This is a genomic window from Bifidobacterium polysaccharolyticum (genome assembly GCF_016101585.1).
Lineage (GTDB): Bacteria > Actinomycetota > Actinomycetes > Actinomycetales > Bifidobacteriaceae > Bombiscardovia > Bombiscardovia polysaccharolytica.
The window spans coordinates 292,477-309,350 of the sequence record NZ_JACFQG010000001.1; the positions used below are offsets into that span (position 1 = coordinate 292,477).

Consider the following 16,874-nt stretch of genomic DNA (forward strand, 5'->3'; position numbering starts at 1 on the left):
GGGGATCAGCACCATGGATTTGTACGAATATCAGGCCAGGCAGCTGCTCGCTGAGCATGGGATTTCCCAGCCAAGGGCTGTCTATGCCTCAACCGCTGAAGAGGCCGGGCAGGCAGCCGACGTTATCGGGTACCCCTGCATGATCAAGGGCCAGGCCACCATCGGTCACCGGGGACAAGCGGGAGCAGTCAAGCGAGCCGAAAATCACCAGCAGGCTGTGGCACTGGCCGAGGCCATCCTGCCCATGAACATCGACGGCCATCCAGTCAGCGGGATCCTGGTCACCGAAGCCCGCAATATCCTGCACGAGTATTACCTGTCCATCTCAGTGGACCGCACCTCCCGGGACTACGATGTCCTGGCCACTGCCAGCGGCGGCACCGAGGTGGAGACCATCGCCCGTGAGCACCCCGAATCGGTCCGGCGCCTGCACATCGGCCCACTGGAGGATTTCGACAGGCAGGCCGCCCGCACCATGGCCGAGCGCATCGGCTTCTACCACGCAGATATGGAGCAAGCCACACAGATACTTTTAGGCATGTGGCACACCTTCCAGGACAGCGACGCGACCCTGGTCGAGATCAACCCCTTGGCCAAAGTGGGCGACCCGGATGACGAGGCCACCAAGCATCTGGACGCCCTCGATGCCAAGATCTCCCTAGACGGGAACGCAGCCTTCCGACACGACGGTTGGAAACGCTTCACGGACCCTGCACAGGTGGATCCCTTGGAAGCCAAGGCCAAGGCCGCAGGCCTGCACTATGTCCATCTTGACGGCCAGGTGGGTGTCATCGGCAACGGTGCAGGACTGGTCATGAGCTCCTTGGATGCGGTCGCCGGGTCAGGACGCCGACAGGGTGTTCCTATTGGACCGGCTAACTTCTTGGACATCGGTGGCGGTGCCTCTCCAGAGGTCATGCGCACCAGCCTGGACGTGGTCCTCTTCGACCCCCAGGTTCGTTCGGTCATGGTCAACGTTTATGGAGGTATCACCTCTTGCCAGCAGGTAGCCCAGGGCATCCTGGCAGCCGTGGATGCTGCAGGCAAGCAAGACCAATACGGCGACCAGCCCATTGTGGTCCGCTTCGACGGCAATGAGGCTGCAGAGGGACTGGACCTGCTGGCCAAGGCCCAGCAACCTCGGCTCAAGGTGGCCCGCACCATGGAGGAGGCGGCAGACCAGGCCGTGGCCCTAGCCGCTCAGGCAGGAAAGGAGACGGGACGATGACCCTCTTTATCGAGGACGGCGCCCCCGTTATGGTCCAGGGCATGACCGGTCACCAGGGCATGGTTCACACGGCCCGCATGATGGCGGCCGGCACCAATATCTTGGCCGGAGTCAATGCCCGCAAGGCCGGAATGACGGTGGATTTCGACGGTCCGAATGGTCAGGCCCGTCATGTGCCCGTATACGCCGATTGTGCAACAGCGTGCAAGGCGACCGGAGCCCGTACCTCGGTGGTATTCGTCCCGCCCAGATTCGCCAAGGACGCCATGATCGAGGCCATCGAGGCCGGCATCACCCTAATCGTGGTAATCACCGAGGGCGTTCCTGTGGCCGATACCGCATACTGCGTGGCCCTGGCCAGGGAACGCGGTTGCCGCATCGTCGGTCCCAACTGCCCAGGACTGATGACCATGTCTGGGCGGCCCAACGGCGTCGGTGTAGACCTGGGCATCATCCCGCAGGGCATCGCCGGTCGAGGCCCGCTTGGCCTGGTTTCCAAATCCGGTACCTTGACCTATCAGCTCATGGGGGAGTTGTCCTCTATAGGCTTCACAGCCTGCCTGGGTATTGGCGGCGACCCCATCGTGGGAACCACCATGCTAGAGGCTCTGCAAGCCTTCAACAGAGATCCTGAGACCAAGGCCTGTGTCATGATCGGTGAAATCGGCGGCTCGGCCGAACAGGAGGCAGCCCATTGGGCCTCCACCCACATGACCAAGCCCATCGTGGCTTACATCGCCGGCTTTACCGCCCCGGAGGGCAAGCAGATGGGCCACGCCGGAGCCATCATCTCGGGCGGCAAGGGCACAGCCGCTGACAAGAAGAAAGTGCTAGAGTCCGTCGGCATCAAGGTGGGCACCACACCCTGCGAGACTGCCCAGCTTGCCCGCGATCTGCTACGGGAGCATGCCATCATATGACCGACAGGGTAAAAGTATGGCTCCGGGGGGCCCTAGAGGCCTTCCTAGCCATACTTATCTACACCGTCGCCCTCGGTGCATGCATGGCCCTGCTCCTGCTCATCATTTCCATCGAGGAGGGCGGGCCATCCCTGTCAATGGCCACCGTGGCCCTGACAGAAACGATCACTCTGCTCACCCAGGGCTGCGGGTTCACAGCCGGAGCCCTGACCCTAACCATCATCCCCCTGCTGCTGACTGGCCTGCTGATATGGATAATCCGTACTCTGGTCGGCCGCATGGGCATGTCTGTAGGTGGCTGCATTGCCGGCTTGGTAGTCTGGTTGCTGTGCAGCCTCATCCTCATGCAGGGTAGCCAGACCATTCAGGTCGACACCACCACGGTTATTCTTCTGCGCACCAGCCTAGTCTTTCTGCTGGGTTACGGCTGGGCCTGGGTTCGCTCCGAACCTTTCCGTCAGGCTTTTGCCAAACTCATCAAAGAAACCCTGCCAGTCCAGGTCCGCATGACCATCAGACTTGGACTTACGGCCGGCGCGATACTCTTGGCAGTCATGCTGGTTGCCGGTATGATCACCGTGGTTGTCTGGATCGCCCTCTATCACGGAGATGTGGGCCGCCTGTTTAAACTGACGCGTATGGGCACTGCCTCGGCTGTGATGACCAGTCTGGCATCCCTGGTCTGGCTGCCCAACCTGATCATCTGGGCTGTCTCCTGGCTCTTCGGAAACGGTTTCAACATCGGCAGGCTGGCCACTTTCACTCTTTGGTCGGGCCACGCCTCCAGCCTGCCCTCGCTGCCCTTCTTTGGACTTTTCCCAGAGCCCGTTTCACGGCAGGAAGTTCGTCTGATCCTGCTCAACCTGCCTCTGCTGGCAGGAGTTGTTGCCGGCATTCTGTTGCTCACCGGTCCGTGGGGGGTCAGAATTCATGCCGCCGTGCGTCAAGCAGGGCTAAAATCCCGAGATACTGCAGTCTGCTTCCTTATCGCAACCCTGGCAATGGCTCTGACCTGGCTGGTCACCCTGCTCGGTCTTGCCCTGCTTTTCCAACTCTCCAATGGGGCTCTGGGCCGCCAGCGACTGGCCGGGGTAGGCGTGCCCATTGCCTCCTCACTACGCATGATCGGAACATCCCTGGGGGTTGGCCTGCTGGGAGTATGGCTGCTGCCCCTCATCCTCGCCGCCCTGGTCATCATCAAGGACGCCCTGATCGACTATCTGCGCCAGGCAGACCACAAAAAAACTTCCGCCAAGGCGGGAAACAAGGAAAAACAAAACCAATCACGCGGTCAGGAGGGAAAGGAGCCCAAAGTCACCGACCGAGCAGACACACCACGACAGGTCTCGTCCACCCGCAGACCAGGCAAATAGATCCGAGGGTGGCGGGGCGCCTCGGCATTCAAGCATAGGAGTAGGAGTTTCCATGGTCACCACGAATCGAACGATCAACCGAGCACTGGTCTCGGTCTACCACAAGCAGGGACTTGAGGCCCTGGCATCGGCCTTCCGCCAGGCAGGCACCGAGGTCATCTCCACCGGCAGCACCGCAAAGAAGCTGCAGGATCTGGGTGTCCAGGTCACCCCGGTGGAAAAGGTCACCGGCTTTCCTGAAAGCTTTGACGGCCGGGTCAAAACCCTGGATCCGCACATCCACGCCGGTCTGCTGGCCGACATGACCAACCCCGACCATGTCCAGCAGCTCAAAGACTTGGGCATCGCCCCCTTCGACCTGGTAGTGGTCAACCTCTACCCCTTCGAGCAGACCGTCCTTGATGGTGCAAACGCTGACCAGTGCTTGGAGCGCATCGACATCGGAGGCCCTGCCATGATCCGGGCCGCAGCCAAGAACCATGCCAGCGTGGCTGTAATCACCGACCCGGACGACTATGCTCTGGCCGCCGAGCGCATTGCTTCAGGCACCGGTTTCAGCCTGGCTGAACGCGCACGCTTGGCTGCAAAAGCTTTCGCCCTGACCGCCTCCTATGATGCGGCCATCGCCGAGTGGACAGCACACACATGGGTTGACGACAAGCAGGACAAGGTAGAGGATCAGAGACCAACCCAGACGTTGACTCGCACCTGGCGTCTAGCCAGTCAGCTACGCTACGGGGAGAACCCTCACCAGCAGGCCGCCCTCTATCTGGATCCGTTGGACCGGGACGGCTTCGCTGCGGCAGAGCACCTGGGCGGGGCCAAGGAAATGAGCTACAACAATTATGTAGATGCGGATTCCGCCTGGCGCTCGGTCTGGGACTTCCCCGACCTGCCCGCAGTGGCCGTAGTCAAGCACTCCAACCCCTGCGGTCTTGCCGTGGGTGAGGACATCGCCCAGGCCCACCGCCGCGCCCACGCCTGTGACCCCATGAGCGCCTATGGCGGGGTCATTGCCGCCAACCGCACAGTCACCCTGGCCATGGCCCAGCAGATCAAGCCGGTCTTCACCGAGGTGATTGTTGCACCAGGCTATGAGCCCGAGGCCCTTGACCTGCTGCGGACTAAGAAGAACCTGCGCATCCTGTCTGTACAACGCCGCCCGCGTCAGCGCCCGGTCATCCGTCCCATCGACGGGGGAGCACTAGTCCAGACGCCCGACCTGATTGACGCTCCTGGCGACAATCCCTCCACCTGGCGTCTGGTCTCCGGCAAACCAGCCGACCAGGCGACCATGGATGATTTGACCTTCGCCTGGCGCGCCATCCGCTCCGTAAAGTCCAACGCCGTGCTCCTGGCCAACCAAGGAGCGACTGTGGGCATCGGCATGGGCCAAGTCAACAGGGTGGACTCCAGCCACCTAGCAGTCGAGCGGGCCAATACTCTGGATGAAGGCCGTAACCGGGCCAAGGGCTCGGTGGCCGCTTCCGATGCCTTCTTCCCCTTCGCAGATGGTCTGGAGTACCTGATCCAGGCCGGCATCAGGGCCGTGGTACAGCCGGGAGGGTCCATCCGTGATCCCGAGGTGATCAAGGCCGCCCAGAATGCCGATCTGACCATGTATCTGACCGGAACCCGCCACTTCTTCCACTGATAAAACCGGACCCCGCGGTCAAATGTCGCCCTACGACAAAATCCTTGACCGCGGGGTCCAATACGGTGCTATGCTGAATGAACTGAGCAGCGATGATGCTGACTAGGTACCCATAATTCAAAGGAGATATTGTGACCTATCAGACAGTCAATCCTTTTAACAATCAACTGGTCAAGACCTATCCAGATGCAACCGACGAAGACCTGGAGAATGCCCTGGCCCGTGGCCATGACCTCTACAAGACCTGGCGCAAGCAAGAAGGCCCCGGAGACCGTCCCGCACAACTGCGCCAGGTCGCCAAGCTCTTCCGTCAGAATGAGGATGCCCTGGCTGCCAACCTGACCCTGGACATGGGCAAACTGGTGGGCGAGGCTCGCGCCGAGGTAGAGCTGTGCGCAGACATCGCCGACTACTTCGCCGACCACGCCGAGGAGCTGCTGGCTCCCGTCCCCCTGGACAACCCCGCTGGCAAGGCCTACTACGTCAAGCAGGCCACCGGCATCGTGTTCATGGTCGAGCCTTGGAACTTCCCCTACTACCAGATCATGCGCGTGTTCGCCCCCAACTTCATTCTGGGCAACCCCATGATCCTCAAGCATGCCTCCAACGTGCCAGGCTCGGCTGTGGCCTTCGAGCAGACCGTAAGAGAAGCAGGAGCCCCCGAGGGCAGCCTGACCAACCTCTTCGTCAACTATGACCAGGTGGACCGTGCCATCGCCGATCCCCGCGTCTCTGGCGTGGCCCTGACCGGGTCAGAGCGCGGCGGCGCCTCCGTGGCCAAGTCGGCCGGAGCCAACCTGAAGAAATCCTCCATGGAGCTGGGCGGCAACGACGTCTTCATCGTCCTGGATGATGCTGACTGGGATCTGCTCAAGAAGGTGGCCCCAAGTGCCAGGCTGATGAACGCCGGCCAGGTCTGCACCTCCTCCAAGCGCTTCATCGTCACGGAGAACCGTTATGACGACTTCGTCTCGCTAATCGTCGACGCCTTCTCGCACGCGGTTCTGGGCGATCCCAGTAACCCCGAAACCACGCTGGCACCCATGTGCATGGTCTCCGCCCGCGACAACCTGGCCAAGCAGGTCGAAAGCGCTGTGGCAGGTGGAGCCAAGGTCGCCTACGGCAACAAACCCTACGATTCGCCGGGGGCCTTCTTCACCCCGACGGTTCTGACGGACATCGACCACAACAACCCTGTATACAACCAGGAGATGTTCGGCCCTGTGGCCTCCATTTACAAGGTGGCCAACGAGGATGAGGCCATTGAACTGGCCAACGACTCCAGCTACGGCCTGGGCGGTGTGGTCTTCTCCTCGGATGCTGACCATGCGGATGCTCTGGCACGTCGCATCGAGACCGGAATGACCTTCATCAACGGCGGATGGGTGACCATGCCTGAGCTGCCCTTCGGCGGCATCAAGAACTCTGGCTACGGCCGCGAGCTCTACAGCCTGGGCTTCGACACCTTCGCCAACGAGCATCTGATTTTCCAGCACAAGAACTGATTCGACTGCTCCGGCTTCTTGTTGAAACAGCGACCGTGTCGTCATCGTCCAAGAGCGATGGCGGCACGGTCGCTTTGCGTCAGCGGCGCTGGTAGGCTCGAACCGGCAGATCAAGTACAGCAACAAATGGAGGTCGTCGGGAATGCGCAAACTGGGGAGCATGGCAGACGCAGATAAGGCCGAGAACCCGGATCTCAAGCCCCCGCAGTCGTCCAAGTCATCTGGTCGAGGCCATCCCTTCGTCTCGGAGGCTCAGGAGGGTCGTCCTATCTGTGAGGGCATCATCTTTCTGGTGGTGCTGATTGCCGCGCTCGTAGCCTTCCTCGGATACACCTGGGCCGCAACTGGACTAGTGTCCGTCGCGGCCCTGGTTTGTGGCGCTCTGCGTCTGACTCTCAAGGATCGCAGCCCTTGGAAGGTTCGATCAGTACCCTTCGATGCCTTCATCAGCATCGCTCTGGGCATCGGCCTTCTGGTCACCTACTTCAGCATTCAGCTGTTGCTGTGACCCCTTTCAGGCTTTTCGGTCCTCGGTGGTTCAGTTTTCAGTGGGCTTGTTTTTGGATACCTCGTCACCGTCTTCTGTTTTGGATGCAGTGCGAAGGGGCTCTACCTGAAGATCGGGAATAGTTCCTGCATCGGCAGGGGCAACATCATCCTGGCCACTCTCAGCATGCTTGCTTGAATTGGTGTCATGGCCAGCATCGACATCGGAAAGAGCCGATACATCAACAGTCTGAGCCGTGGTGTCTGCAGGAGCGTTTTGAACCGGTGCAGGAGATGCCTGGGTCGATTGATCCTGAGTCTGGACACCGGTCGCAGCAAAGGCATCAGGTTGTGTTTGTGCTTGAGCATCTGCGCCCGCCTGTGCAACTTGCTGGGGATCAGTAGCGGTGCCCATAGCGCGCATGGCCATATTGTCGGTGACGATGTTGGTCATGATGATGACCAACGCCACCAGAGAGGCAGCCAGCAGGGGGCAGATCCAGAAGAGCCAGAGCTGCGAGATCGGGCTGACGGCCATGTGCTTGGACTGGGCGAAGATGGCGATGCCGGTAGACCGAGCCGGGTTCAGCCCCGAACAGGTGATGGGGTAGGTGACCAGCACGCCGACGCCGTAGGCCAGCCCGGTATAGAGGGCATGGTTGCGACGTGCGCGGCCGTCGGAGCGCAAGGTGGTGATGGCCGCAGCCACCACGATTATGCATCCGATCAGCTCAGCCACGATGGCCATGGGCGCCCCGAAGGCGATGTGTTGCTGGCCCAGGGTGGCTGCAGCAGGCGAACCACCGGAAAAACCGTTGACAGAGAACATGAGCCAGGTCCTGTCCGGCACGGACTTGCTGACCGGAATAAGGGCGACGGCGATCGCACCGGCGCCAATAGCACCGATCACCTGGGCAACGATGTAGATCAACCCATCCACCATGCTGATCTGTGAGGTGAACATGGCGGCCACGGTCACGGCGGGATTGAAGTGTCCGCCGGAGACGCCGCCCAGCATGGCCGTCACGGCCAGGTAGGTCAGGGCGGTTCCCAGGACCGGCAGCACCACACTGGGCTGGCCCATGACCAGTTGGCCGAAGCTGTAGGACAGGTAGATGACCGCGCAGATCAAGAAGGTGCCCACCAGCTCTGCGGCCGCACGAATCCAACGAACATCACGAGGCCTGATCCGCCTGCGGACGGGCTTTGCGGCAACCTGCCCGTCGGCCTGTTCGAGAACCGGCTCAGCACTTGCTTCCATAGTCATGTTCCCCACCTTGCAATCCCTTCGACGACAATGAACAACAACAGCTTCTAGCTTAGGGCAAGCCAACAACACTTCCCTAGTCTCCGATATAGTATGATATGACCTTTTGGCGGCTGTGGCCGTCCAGAACAATATCCGTTACATATCCATCAGGCCACGTTGGGAGAACGATGCCACATCCATATACACAGGCGATCAGAGCGCACGAACAACGGGAGGAGGGCATCCGCCTCCAGAAGGTGCTGGCCCAGGCCGGATTCGGCTCTCGTCGCAAATGCGAACAGATCATCACCCAGGGCAGGGTCGAGGTCGACGGCGAGCTGGTCACCACCTTGGGCAGCCGGGTGGATCCCTCCCGCCAGCAGATCCGCGTGGATGGATCCCGCATCCATCTGAACGACAAGCACATCACCTTGGCCCTGAACAAGCCTCGGAAGGTCCTCTCGACCATGGACGACCCCAAGGGCCGGTTCACCCTGCGCGACATCATCGGGGACCGCTACGAGCGGGTCTTCCACATGGGCAGACTCGACTACGACTCCGAGGGCCTGATTCTCATGACCGACGACGGGGAGCTGGCCCAGCACGTCATGCATCCGCGTTACGAGGTGGAGAAGACCTATATCGCCACACTCAGCGGCCACATCGGCGGCAACGTCTGCCGACGGCTGGTCACCCAAGGGGTGGAGCTGGACGACGGCCTCATCCGCCTGGACCACTGCGCCATCATCGACCACAACCGCGAGCACACCATCGTCAAGGTGGTCCTGCATTCGGGCAAGAACCGGATAGTGCGACGCATCTTCGGCGCCATCGGTTACCCGGTGACCCGGCTGGTGCGCACCCAGATCGGCCCCATCCGGCTGGGCGAGATCCGCCCGGGCTCCTACCGAGTGCTCTCCGCTACCGAGATCAAGGCCCTGGATAAGGAGGTCGGACTGTGATCACCGTCGCCATCGATGGCCCGGCAGGCGTAGGCAAGTCCTCCACCTCGCGGGCTCTGGCCAAGCATTTCGGCCTGGCCTACCTGGACACGGGCGCCATGTACCGGGCCGTCACCCTATGGTGCATGGACCGCGGACTGGATCTGGACGTGGACCAGCCTGACCAGGAGGCGATCACCGAGGCCGTGGCGGATTCCATCACTGGCGGCCACCTGGTCATGGGGCTCGACCCCGAACATCCCAGAGTCAGCCTGGACGACCGTGACGTGGATGAGGAGATACGCTCAACCGAGGTATCCGAACACGTCTCCATGGTCTCTTCGATTCCAGCTGTGCGACATGTCCTCATCGCCGCTCAGCGGGCCATTATGGCCGACCAGGAGCGGGGTGTGGTGGCCGAAGGGCGAGACATCACCACAGTGGTGGCCTCGGACGCCCAGGTCCGTGTGCTGCTGACAGCCCGTGAAGAGGTCCGCCAGGCCCGTCGCAGCGGCCAGGCTCAGGCCGGGTCAGCCGGCGCCGAGGATCTGGCTGCCCGGGATGCCCGAGATTCCAAGGTCACCTCCTTCATGAGCGCCGCCGACGGGGTTACTACTGTAGACAACTCCGATCTGACCTTCGAACAAACCCTGCAGGTCCTGATTGATTTGGTCTCCTCGGCCATGGAGGAGGACTCCTATGACGAGTACGCTCGCAATCTTGATGACTACGAACTGGATGAAGAAGACCGTGCCCTGCTGGAGGGCGGCTCTGAAAACCAGAATGACCAGGACCAAGGCCCTAAGGCCGTAGGCGTTCTGGCCGTGGTGGGAAGGCCCAACGTGGGCAAGTCCACCCTGGTCAACAGGATTCTCGGACGCCGTGCCGCTGTGGTCGAGGACACCCCTGGCGTTACCAGGGACCGGGTCAGCTACGAGGCCGAGTGGGCAGGCACCCAATTCAAGCTGGTAGATACTGGCGGCTGGGAGAGCGATGTGGAGGGCATCGAATCCGCCATCGCATCCCAAGCGCAGGTAGCCGTATCACTGGCTGATGCCGTCATTCTGGTCGTGGATGGCCAGGTGGGGCTGACCGCCAGCGACGAACGGATCGTCACCATGCTGCGGGCCGCGGGCAAGCCGGTCGTCCTGGCCGTCAACAAGCTGGATGACCGGATGGCCGACTACACCGCATCCGAATTCTGGAAGCTGGGTCTGGGCGAACCCTATGCCATCTCCGCCATGCACGGCCGGGGGATAGGCGACCTGCTGGATGCGGCGCTGGAACAGCTCAGCAAGGCCGAAAAGACCTCGGGATTCCTCACCCCGGAGGGTCTGCGCCGGGTGGCCCTGGTCGGACGACCCAACGTGGGCAAGTCCTCCTTGCTCAACCAGCTGGCTCACGAGGAGCGGGCCGTCGTTCACGATGTGGCGGGCACCACCCGCGATCCGGTCGACGAGGTGGTACAGGTGGACGGCGAGGACTGGCTTTTCATCGACACCGCCGGCATCAAGCGCCGCCTGCACAAGATTTCTGGTGCCGAGTACTACTCCAGCCTGCGCACGCAGGCGGCCATCGAACGCTCGGAACTGGCGCTGATCCTCTTCGACGCCTCGCAGCCCATAGCCGACCAGGACTTGAAGGTCATGAGCCAGGCCGTGGATGCTGGTCGGGCCATCGTCCTGGTCTTTAACAAGTGGGATCTGCTGGACGACTTCGGTCGGCAGCGTCTTGAGCGGCTCTGGCAGACCGAGTTCGACCGGGTCACCTGGGCCGAGCGGGTCAACCTGTCTGCGAAGACCGGCTGGCACACCAACCGGCTGGCCAGGGCCATGCGGACCGCTCTGGAATCGTGGGACAAGCGCATACCGACCGGCAAGCTCAACTCCTTCCTAGGCAAGGTTCAGGCTGCACACCCGCATCCGCTACGGGGCGGCAAGCAGCCAAGGATTCTCTTCGCCACCCAGGCCTCCACCAGGCCACCGCGTTTCGTGATCTTCGCCACCGGCTTTCTGGAGCACGGCTACCGCCGCTATCTGGAACGCTGCCTGCGCGAGGAGTTCGGCTTCGAAGGCACCCCCATCCAGATCTCCGTGCATATCCGCGAGAAAAAGAAGCGCAAATAAGGATGGTAGAAGGTCCCTAGCCCGACTCTTAAGTCAGCCTAGGGGCCTTTCCATACCCCTGCAGATTGGGCGCAGCACATCGATCATCTCACTCCAATAGCCTCGCAATGCAAACTTGGCTGACAGTATTTGTGTCTGTCTCCCAGTTCGGGTTTTATTGATTAACCTTTGGGTCACTTAAACAAAAACTCTTGACTATTACTACCGATATTAATTCGGAGTCTGCACATTAAGTAAGGAGTAAATATGATATTTAAGAAAATGGCACACTTAACTCAGGCAAATGCAGACCAGATCGCTAGAAAATGGCACTATAGTGGCCAATACAGCTTTTATGATATGGAAAATGATCTAGAGGATCTTGAAGAGATAATCACTCCGAAGTTGCGTGGAGATAAGTATTACCAGGTTGTGGATGATCAAGATGAACTGGTTGGTTATTTTTGCTTGGAAAGGCTTTCAGAGGAAAAAGTAGAAGTTGGTTTAGGATTGAGACCGGATTTGACTGGACACGGGTTGGGATTAAATTTCGTCAAAGGAATCGAAGAATTCATACAGAATAATTTTAATTATAGAATTATTGTTCTTTCAGTAGCCAGCTTCAATAAACGTGCAATTAAAGTTTATCAGGGCGCAGGATTTAAAATAACGGGTTCTAAAAGGCAAAAATCAAACGATGGCGTATATGAATTCCTTAATCTAAGCAAGACTATGAATCGGTAATAGGACGTACGAACTTCCCTGAGATCTAAACTGACTAAATAGCTAAACGAATTTTATAGCGTGCACGCAGAAGATCGCCTAGTGTGTAGCCGGTCATTATTGGGTTAATTAGATAATAAAGGTAATATAGAAGCTCTTACATCCCCAACAATCCCCGATAGAAATGCACTGCTTTCATCCTCATTTCGAGTGCATTCAACCTTGTTGCCATGAAATACAGGGTTTGTGCGGTGTCTGTTATTACAGTTTCCAGGGTGAGAGCAGATACCTGTCCAGACTGTTGCAACTTGGTTCGTGAAATGATGCTGATGATGAAGGACCGTATTGGCGGGTGCTTGATTTGATCTAAATCAGCTTTGAGTCCTTCAACGAACTCAGGAAGTTCTTACTTGTATCCTGACCTGTCATTTACAGCCTCTTTTAGCTCACGCATTGCATACAGGAACTAATGGTGGTAGATAGGTCCTCCCTGTCCGGCATACTTTCTGCCCGCGTATGACCCATAGGCAAACATGAGTACAAGGACGATTGCCAGAGCGGTTCCACAGGTCCAGTAGAGCCTGACTCCGCCATAAGCCAGGGCAGCCAGGATCATGACCACGCCCAGAATCATGGAGAGCACCCCGCCAAATTGCTGACAACGGCGCCAAGCCTCGCGGCTGGAGTAGGCACCTGGCACTCGAAAACCGCTGATGCCGTTGGGTCTGATTTTAGGAGCAAGATTGCCGATGACTATTAGAATCAGACCGGTCAATAGCATGGCGACTTTATCGATGCCGAAATCCGTCGGCCACCAGTCCCAATGAGGATCGGCAGCGGCTATGGAGAACGTATCTATAACAGCGAAAACAATCTGCATGCCTAGCCCACCCAGCAGAAAAACGGTTAAGGTATGTCCCGCTTCATCACCACGTTTAATCAAATATGCGCGCAGGACGAGCATGAGGATGGTCCAAATCAGCGCAATGACAAGACAGAAGCAGGGCATCCAAACCAGCTCCTGGGGAGAGCCCCAGCGATCCACCTGGTTCTGTGCATTCCAATGAAGCGGGACCTTTTCGTTTGGCAGACGATTGACAACTAAGCAGCTTACGCCCAGCATGATCATCCCCGGCAACCACTGAGCCACGACCAGGGTCGGGACGAACCGACCCGCTTTGCCGCCATCAGCCATGAGAATCTCCTTAGGACTCTGAAACCGCCGCCGAATCAGTTTCCGTGCTTGCAGTCTGCGGTACAGGCAGACTTCTCTTGTCACTGGCGCTTGTCCGCAGGCGGTAGAGCCATTGAATGGTGCTGTCCAGCACGCTCAGATTGAGTTCGTAGATGACCCTGGTGCCCTGTTTGTGGCCGACAATCAGGTCTGCTTCTTTCAATTTCCGCAGATGATAGGACAGCTTGGATGGCGTCATTCCCAGTTTTTCGGCCAGGCGTCCCGCCTCCATGCCGCCCTGCTCCAAAAGATCCAGCACACGACGACGCAGGGGATCAGCCAGAGCCGCTGTTGTTTCCTGAATAGCCATAAGACTCCTTTTTCGATGATTTTCTCTAGTATTTGCATGCTAACATTGTTTCAACCAATATTGTATATATTATTCAACTTTTATGTGCTTTTCGCTCGCTGAGCGCAAAATAATTGTCAATCGCTGAGATTAATAGCTTGCATGGCAATATTAAACTGTTGAACATACCTACTTTTCTGAAGCCAAGGCTGATCGGGGAGAACATTGGTTCAAATCCAGTTAGCCAGACCTGATCCGAGATCATGCTACTATGAATAACTTCGGCGAATAGGAGAATTTGCGGCATGGGCGGAAATGGAATAAAAGTCAACATTGGCAAGGCCGCCATCTTCGATCTCGACGGCACGCTTCTGGATTCTATGGGAGTCTGGGAGGAAATCGACCAACGTTTCTTCGCTCGCCGCAACATCCCCTTGCCGGACGATTACGCATCTGCAGTTGCCTCCATGCAGACCGGTGCCATCGCCAGATACACCATCGACCGCTTCCACCTTGACGAGCGCCCAGAAGATCTTGTGGAGGAGTGGAACGAGGACGCACTCCTGCTCTACGCCACAGCTGTGCAGCCCAAGCCACATGCACTCGATTACCTGCAGGTGCTAAAAGCAAGCGGTGCCGCTCTGGCTGTGGCAACCAGCCTCCCTCCGCGCCTGCGACAGGCTGCTCTGAAGCACGCTGGAATGACCGATTGTTTCGACCAGGTCTGCAGCGTGGATGACGCCAAAAGCATCGGCAAGGAGGAGCCGGAAATCTACCTGTTGGCTTCGCGGATGCTGGGCGTACCACCTGACCACTGCACAGTGTTCGAGGATCTTCTGGTCGCCGTCGATTCGGCCAAGCGCGCTGGGATGAAGGTCTGGGCCATGTACGACCAGTCCTCGGCAAAGGAATGGGACTCCATTCGCTCTGAGGCCGATGGCGCTATCACTGACTTCGCCCAGGCGCCTGCCATACTCTGACTCGCTCCGCACCGGCTGGAGCCGGCTGTTACCATGAAAAGCGTCAAGCATTTGGTGGAGGCATTATGGGCAATTCAGGCAAGGTAAATGCCGGTTGCTCAAAGTGGCTGTACTCACGTTTGCTCGCTCGTCTGGGATTGCAGAATTGGTGGCCAGCAGAGACTGACTTCGAAATGATGATAGGAGCGGTGCTGGTCCAACATACAGCCTGGGGAAACGCAGCCATGTCCATCGAGCAGCTGCGCAAGGCCAACCTGCTCAACCCCTGCAACATGGCCGACGTCGACCTGACAAGACTGACGAACCTGATCAGATCAAGCGGCTTTATGAAGGCCAAGGCACGCACCTGCAAAGCCCTGGCTCAGTGGCTGCTGGCTCACGGCATCCGCACGGCTGATGTTGAGGACTGCACGGATGAAGGCCTGCGTGACAGCCTGCTCACCATTGCCGGAGTCGGACGTGAGACGGCGGATGTCATACGGCTTTATGCCTTCGGCCAGCGTTGCTTCATCTGGGACGCCTATGCACGCCGGATGCTGGACGGTCTGGGGTGGGCCTCCTTGAGGTCATACCAGGAGGGCGAAGAGTACGAGGCGGATTTTATCCGGGTTGATCAATGGCCACTGAACGATCTGCGTGAATATCACGGGCTGATTGTCCAAGCAGGCAAAAACCATCGCAACCCCCAGGCCTACGCTGCCTTCCTCACGGGACTTGGCAGCCCACAAAGCTCCTCCAAATGAGTTGAATCGTTGAGGTTCGGCCCATGACGTGCATGCAAGGATGCATACGATTTATCACAAGACGTATGACGATACCTGAATACGCCACCTCTACATAGCAACCCTTATACGGCACCCCTATACAGCACCTATATATGGCTGCATCTTATGACCGTATTCCCGTGTGACAATCTTGTCCGCACCTCTGTGAATCGCGCACAATAAGGAGTTGACTTGACTTCGAGCGGATTGAACTCCGTAGACTATGTTTCATCCGCATACTTGGCAGACGGATCCGCCAGGTAGTGAAGAATGGGGAGCAGGAGCATGAAGACAGCAAAGTTTGTGAAGCCAGGCCGCATCGAGCTGGAGGAAGCGCCGATGCCGACCATCGAAAAGCCCGGAGATGCCGTGATTCGGATCGTCCGGGCCTGCGTGTGCGGATCCGACTTGTGGTGGTACCGGGGGATTTCCTCAATGCCCTCAGGCAGTCACGTAGGGCACGAAGCCATCGGCTTGGTCGAAAAGGTGGGCTCCGATGTCACCCACGTCAAACCTGGTGACTTCGTCATAGCGCCCTTCACCCATGGCTGCGGGCACTGCACAGCCTGCAGGGCCGGCTTCGACGGTGACTGCCTTGATCCGGACAGGCGGGGGAGCGGCGGCTACCAGAGCGAGTATCTGCGATTCACCAACGCGGATTGGGCGCTGGTGCAGATTCCAGGCCAGCCTGAGGACTACAGCGACGACATGCTCGACTCTCTGCTGACCCTCTCCGACGTGATGGCCACGGGTTATCATGCAGCCGCAACTGCCCAGGTCAAAGAAGGCGACACGGTCGTGGTCATGGGCGATGGGGCAGTGGGTCTGTGCGGAGTCATAGCAGCCAAGCTGCGTGGGGCCGAACGCATCATCGCCATGAGCCGGCATGAGGACCGCCAGAAGCTGGCGCGTGAATTCGGAGCCACTGACATCGTGGCTGAACGTGGCGACGCTGCTGTGGAGCAGGTCATGGCCCTCACCGACGGAGCAGGAGCCGATGCGGTTCTGGAATGCGTGGGCACCGAACTGTCCACCGATACTGCCGTCAGAGTGGCCCGGCCCGGCGCAGTGGTCGGCCGGGTGGGCGTGCCACAGCAGGCTACCATGGACACCTCTAAGCTGTTCTGGCGCAATGTTGGGCTGCGAGGAGGCACGGCCGCAGTCACCACATATGACAGGCATCTGCTGCTTGACCAAGTGCTCAAGGGCAGCATCCAGCCAGGCAAGGTCTTCACCAAGCGCTTTGCCTTGGATCACATCCAGGAGGCCTATGAGGCCATGGACCAGCGCACCGCCATCAAATCCCTGCTGCTTGTTAGCGAATGAGGCTGCAGCAGTAATCAGCTGATTCTCGGCGCTGCTGACATTACCGGTGGCGCCGCGTAAGCATGCCTGCCTGAACATGCCTCTTACTCCGAAAAAA

The 16,874-nt window shown here is 58.9% G+C and carries 15 protein-coding genes; 12 read left to right on the forward strand and 3 right to left on the reverse strand.

The window, feature by feature from the left end; genetic code table 11:
- Nucleotides 1-13: 13 nt before the first annotated feature.
- The 6 genes from sucC (at nt 14) to H3T90_RS01175 (ending at nt 7,188) form a co-directional block, all read left to right on the forward strand.
- On the forward strand, nt 14-1,228 hold the full coding sequence (gene sucC, locus H3T90_RS01150) for an ADP-forming succinate--CoA ligase subunit beta (RefSeq protein WP_198229325.1): 1,215 nt from the start codon (nt 14-16) through the stop codon (nt 1,226-1,228).
- The gene (sucD, locus tag H3T90_RS01155; RefSeq protein ID WP_198229326.1) at nt 1,225-2,148 is read left to right on the forward strand and encodes a succinate--CoA ligase subunit alpha; all 924 of its coding nucleotides are present in this window, start codon (nt 1,225-1,227) and stop codon (nt 2,146-2,148) included. The genes sucC and sucD overlap by 4 nt, the downstream gene beginning before the upstream one ends.
- Nucleotides 2,145-3,521 carry a cell division protein PerM gene (locus tag H3T90_RS01160; RefSeq protein WP_198208543.1) on the forward strand — a complete coding sequence of 459 codons (1,377 nt, stop codon included), beginning with the start codon at nt 2,145-2,147 and terminating at the stop codon, nt 3,519-3,521. Before sucD ends, H3T90_RS01160 begins: the two co-directional genes overlap by 4 nt.
- Before the next feature lie 52 nt (nt 3,522-3,573).
- Complete coding sequence (purH, locus tag H3T90_RS01165; RefSeq protein WP_198229327.1) at nt 3,574-5,175, forward strand: bifunctional phosphoribosylaminoimidazolecarboxamide formyltransferase/IMP cyclohydrolase; 1,602 nt, start codon at nt 3,574-3,576, stop codon at nt 5,173-5,175.
- A gap of 131 nt (nt 5,176-5,306) precedes the next feature.
- Nucleotides 5,307-6,680, forward strand: coding sequence for an NAD-dependent succinate-semialdehyde dehydrogenase (locus H3T90_RS01170; protein ID WP_198229328.1), 1,374 nt, complete (start codon nt 5,307-5,309; stop codon nt 6,678-6,680).
- 160 nt (nt 6,681-6,840) lie between these two features.
- Entirely contained in the window at nt 6,841-7,188 is a 348-nt protein-coding gene (locus tag H3T90_RS01175) for a DUF3017 domain-containing protein (RefSeq protein ID WP_232350476.1), read from the forward strand.
- A gap of 30 nt (nt 7,189-7,218) precedes the next feature.
- Here H3T90_RS01175 and H3T90_RS01180 read toward each other — a convergent pair whose 3' ends face one another.
- Entirely contained in the window at nt 7,219-8,433 is a 1,215-nt protein-coding gene (locus H3T90_RS01180; protein ID WP_198229329.1) for an MIP/aquaporin family protein, read from the reverse strand.
- A gap of 170 nt (nt 8,434-8,603) precedes the next feature.
- Here H3T90_RS01180 and H3T90_RS01185 point away from each other — a divergent pair, with 170 nt between their 5' ends.
- The 3 genes from H3T90_RS01185 to H3T90_RS01195 all read left to right on the forward strand — a co-directional run bounded on the left by H3T90_RS01185 (nt 8,604) and on the right by H3T90_RS01195 (nt 12,205).
- Nucleotides 8,604-9,377, forward strand: a complete 774-nt coding sequence (locus H3T90_RS01185) for a pseudouridine synthase (RefSeq protein ID WP_198229330.1) — start codon at nt 8,604-8,606, stop codon at nt 9,375-9,377.
- Nucleotides 9,374-11,482, forward strand: coding sequence for a bifunctional cytidylate kinase/GTPase Der (gene der / locus H3T90_RS01190; RefSeq protein WP_198229331.1), 2,109 nt, complete (start codon nt 9,374-9,376; stop codon nt 11,480-11,482). Before H3T90_RS01185 ends, der begins: the two co-directional genes overlap by 4 nt.
- 246 nt (nt 11,483-11,728) lie before the next feature.
- Complete coding sequence (locus tag H3T90_RS01195) at nt 11,729-12,205, forward strand: GNAT family N-acetyltransferase (protein ID WP_198229332.1); 477 nt, start codon at nt 11,729-11,731, stop codon at nt 12,203-12,205.
- A 445-nt stretch (nt 12,206-12,650) separates the two neighbouring features.
- Here H3T90_RS01195 and H3T90_RS01200 read toward each other — a convergent pair whose 3' ends face one another.
- Both H3T90_RS01200 and H3T90_RS01205 read right to left on the reverse strand, forming a co-directional pair.
- A complete protein-coding gene (locus H3T90_RS01200) occupies nt 12,651-13,379 on the reverse strand; it encodes an SdpI family protein (RefSeq protein WP_198229333.1) in 729 nt (242 codons plus the stop codon).
- A gap of 10 nt (nt 13,380-13,389) precedes the next feature.
- Nucleotides 13,390-13,728, reverse strand: coding sequence for a metalloregulator ArsR/SmtB family transcription factor (locus tag H3T90_RS01205; RefSeq protein WP_052733317.1), 339 nt, complete (start codon nt 13,726-13,728; stop codon nt 13,390-13,392).
- A 284-nt stretch (nt 13,729-14,012) separates the two neighbouring features.
- On the opposite strand from H3T90_RS01205, the gene H3T90_RS01210 reads away from it, so the two are divergent.
- The 3 genes from H3T90_RS01210 to H3T90_RS01220 all read left to right on the forward strand — a co-directional run bounded on the left by H3T90_RS01210 (nt 14,013) and on the right by H3T90_RS01220 (nt 16,777).
- Nucleotides 14,013-14,687, forward strand: a complete 675-nt coding sequence (locus H3T90_RS01210) for an HAD family hydrolase (protein WP_198229334.1) — start codon at nt 14,013-14,015, stop codon at nt 14,685-14,687.
- 188 nt (nt 14,688-14,875) lie between these two features.
- Nucleotides 14,876-15,430, forward strand: a complete 555-nt coding sequence (locus H3T90_RS01215) for a DNA repair protein (protein WP_198229335.1) — start codon at nt 14,876-14,878, stop codon at nt 15,428-15,430.
- A gap of 306 nt (nt 15,431-15,736) precedes the next feature.
- Nucleotides 15,737-16,777 (forward strand): zinc-dependent alcohol dehydrogenase family protein, encoded by a 1,041-nt coding sequence (locus H3T90_RS01220; protein WP_198229336.1) that lies wholly within the window; start codon nt 15,737-15,739, stop codon nt 16,775-16,777.
- Nucleotides 16,778-16,874: the final 97 nt, after the last annotated feature.

Bases quoted from the DNA above. Each gene is read 5' to 3' on its own strand.
- sucC (WP_198229325.1), top strand. From the start codon at position 14: ATGGATTTGTACGAATATCAGGCCAGGCAGCTGCTCGCTGAGCATGGG.
- sucD (WP_198229326.1), top strand. From the start codon at position 1,225: ATGACCCTCTTTATCGAGGACGGCGCCCCCGTTATGGTCCAGGGCATG.
- H3T90_RS01160 (WP_198208543.1), top strand. From the start codon at position 2,145: ATGACCGACAGGGTAAAAGTATGGCTCCGGGGGGCCCTAGAGGCCTTC.
- purH (WP_198229327.1), top strand. From the start codon at position 3,574: ATGGTCACCACGAATCGAACGATCAACCGAGCACTGGTCTCGGTCTAC.
- H3T90_RS01175 (WP_232350476.1), top strand. From the start codon at position 6,841: ATGGCAGACGCAGATAAGGCCGAGAACCCGGATCTCAAGCCCCCGCAG.
- H3T90_RS01180 (WP_198229329.1), bottom strand. From the start codon at position 8,433: ATGACTATGGAAGCAAGTGCTGAGCCGGTTCTCGAACAGGCCGACGGG.
- H3T90_RS01185 (WP_198229330.1), top strand. From the start codon at position 8,604: ATGCCACATCCATATACACAGGCGATCAGAGCGCACGAACAACGGGAG.
- H3T90_RS01195 (WP_198229332.1), top strand. From the start codon at position 11,729: ATGATATTTAAGAAAATGGCACACTTAACTCAGGCAAATGCAGACCAG.
- H3T90_RS01200 (WP_198229333.1), bottom strand. From the start codon at position 13,379: ATGGCTGATGGCGGCAAAGCGGGTCGGTTCGTCCCGACCCTGGTCGTG.
- H3T90_RS01205 (WP_052733317.1), bottom strand. From the start codon at position 13,728: ATGGCTATTCAGGAAACAACAGCGGCTCTGGCTGATCCCCTGCGTCGT.
- H3T90_RS01210 (WP_198229334.1), top strand. From the start codon at position 14,013: ATGGGCGGAAATGGAATAAAAGTCAACATTGGCAAGGCCGCCATCTTC.
- H3T90_RS01220 (WP_198229336.1), top strand. From the start codon at position 15,737: ATGAAGACAGCAAAGTTTGTGAAGCCAGGCCGCATCGAGCTGGAGGAA.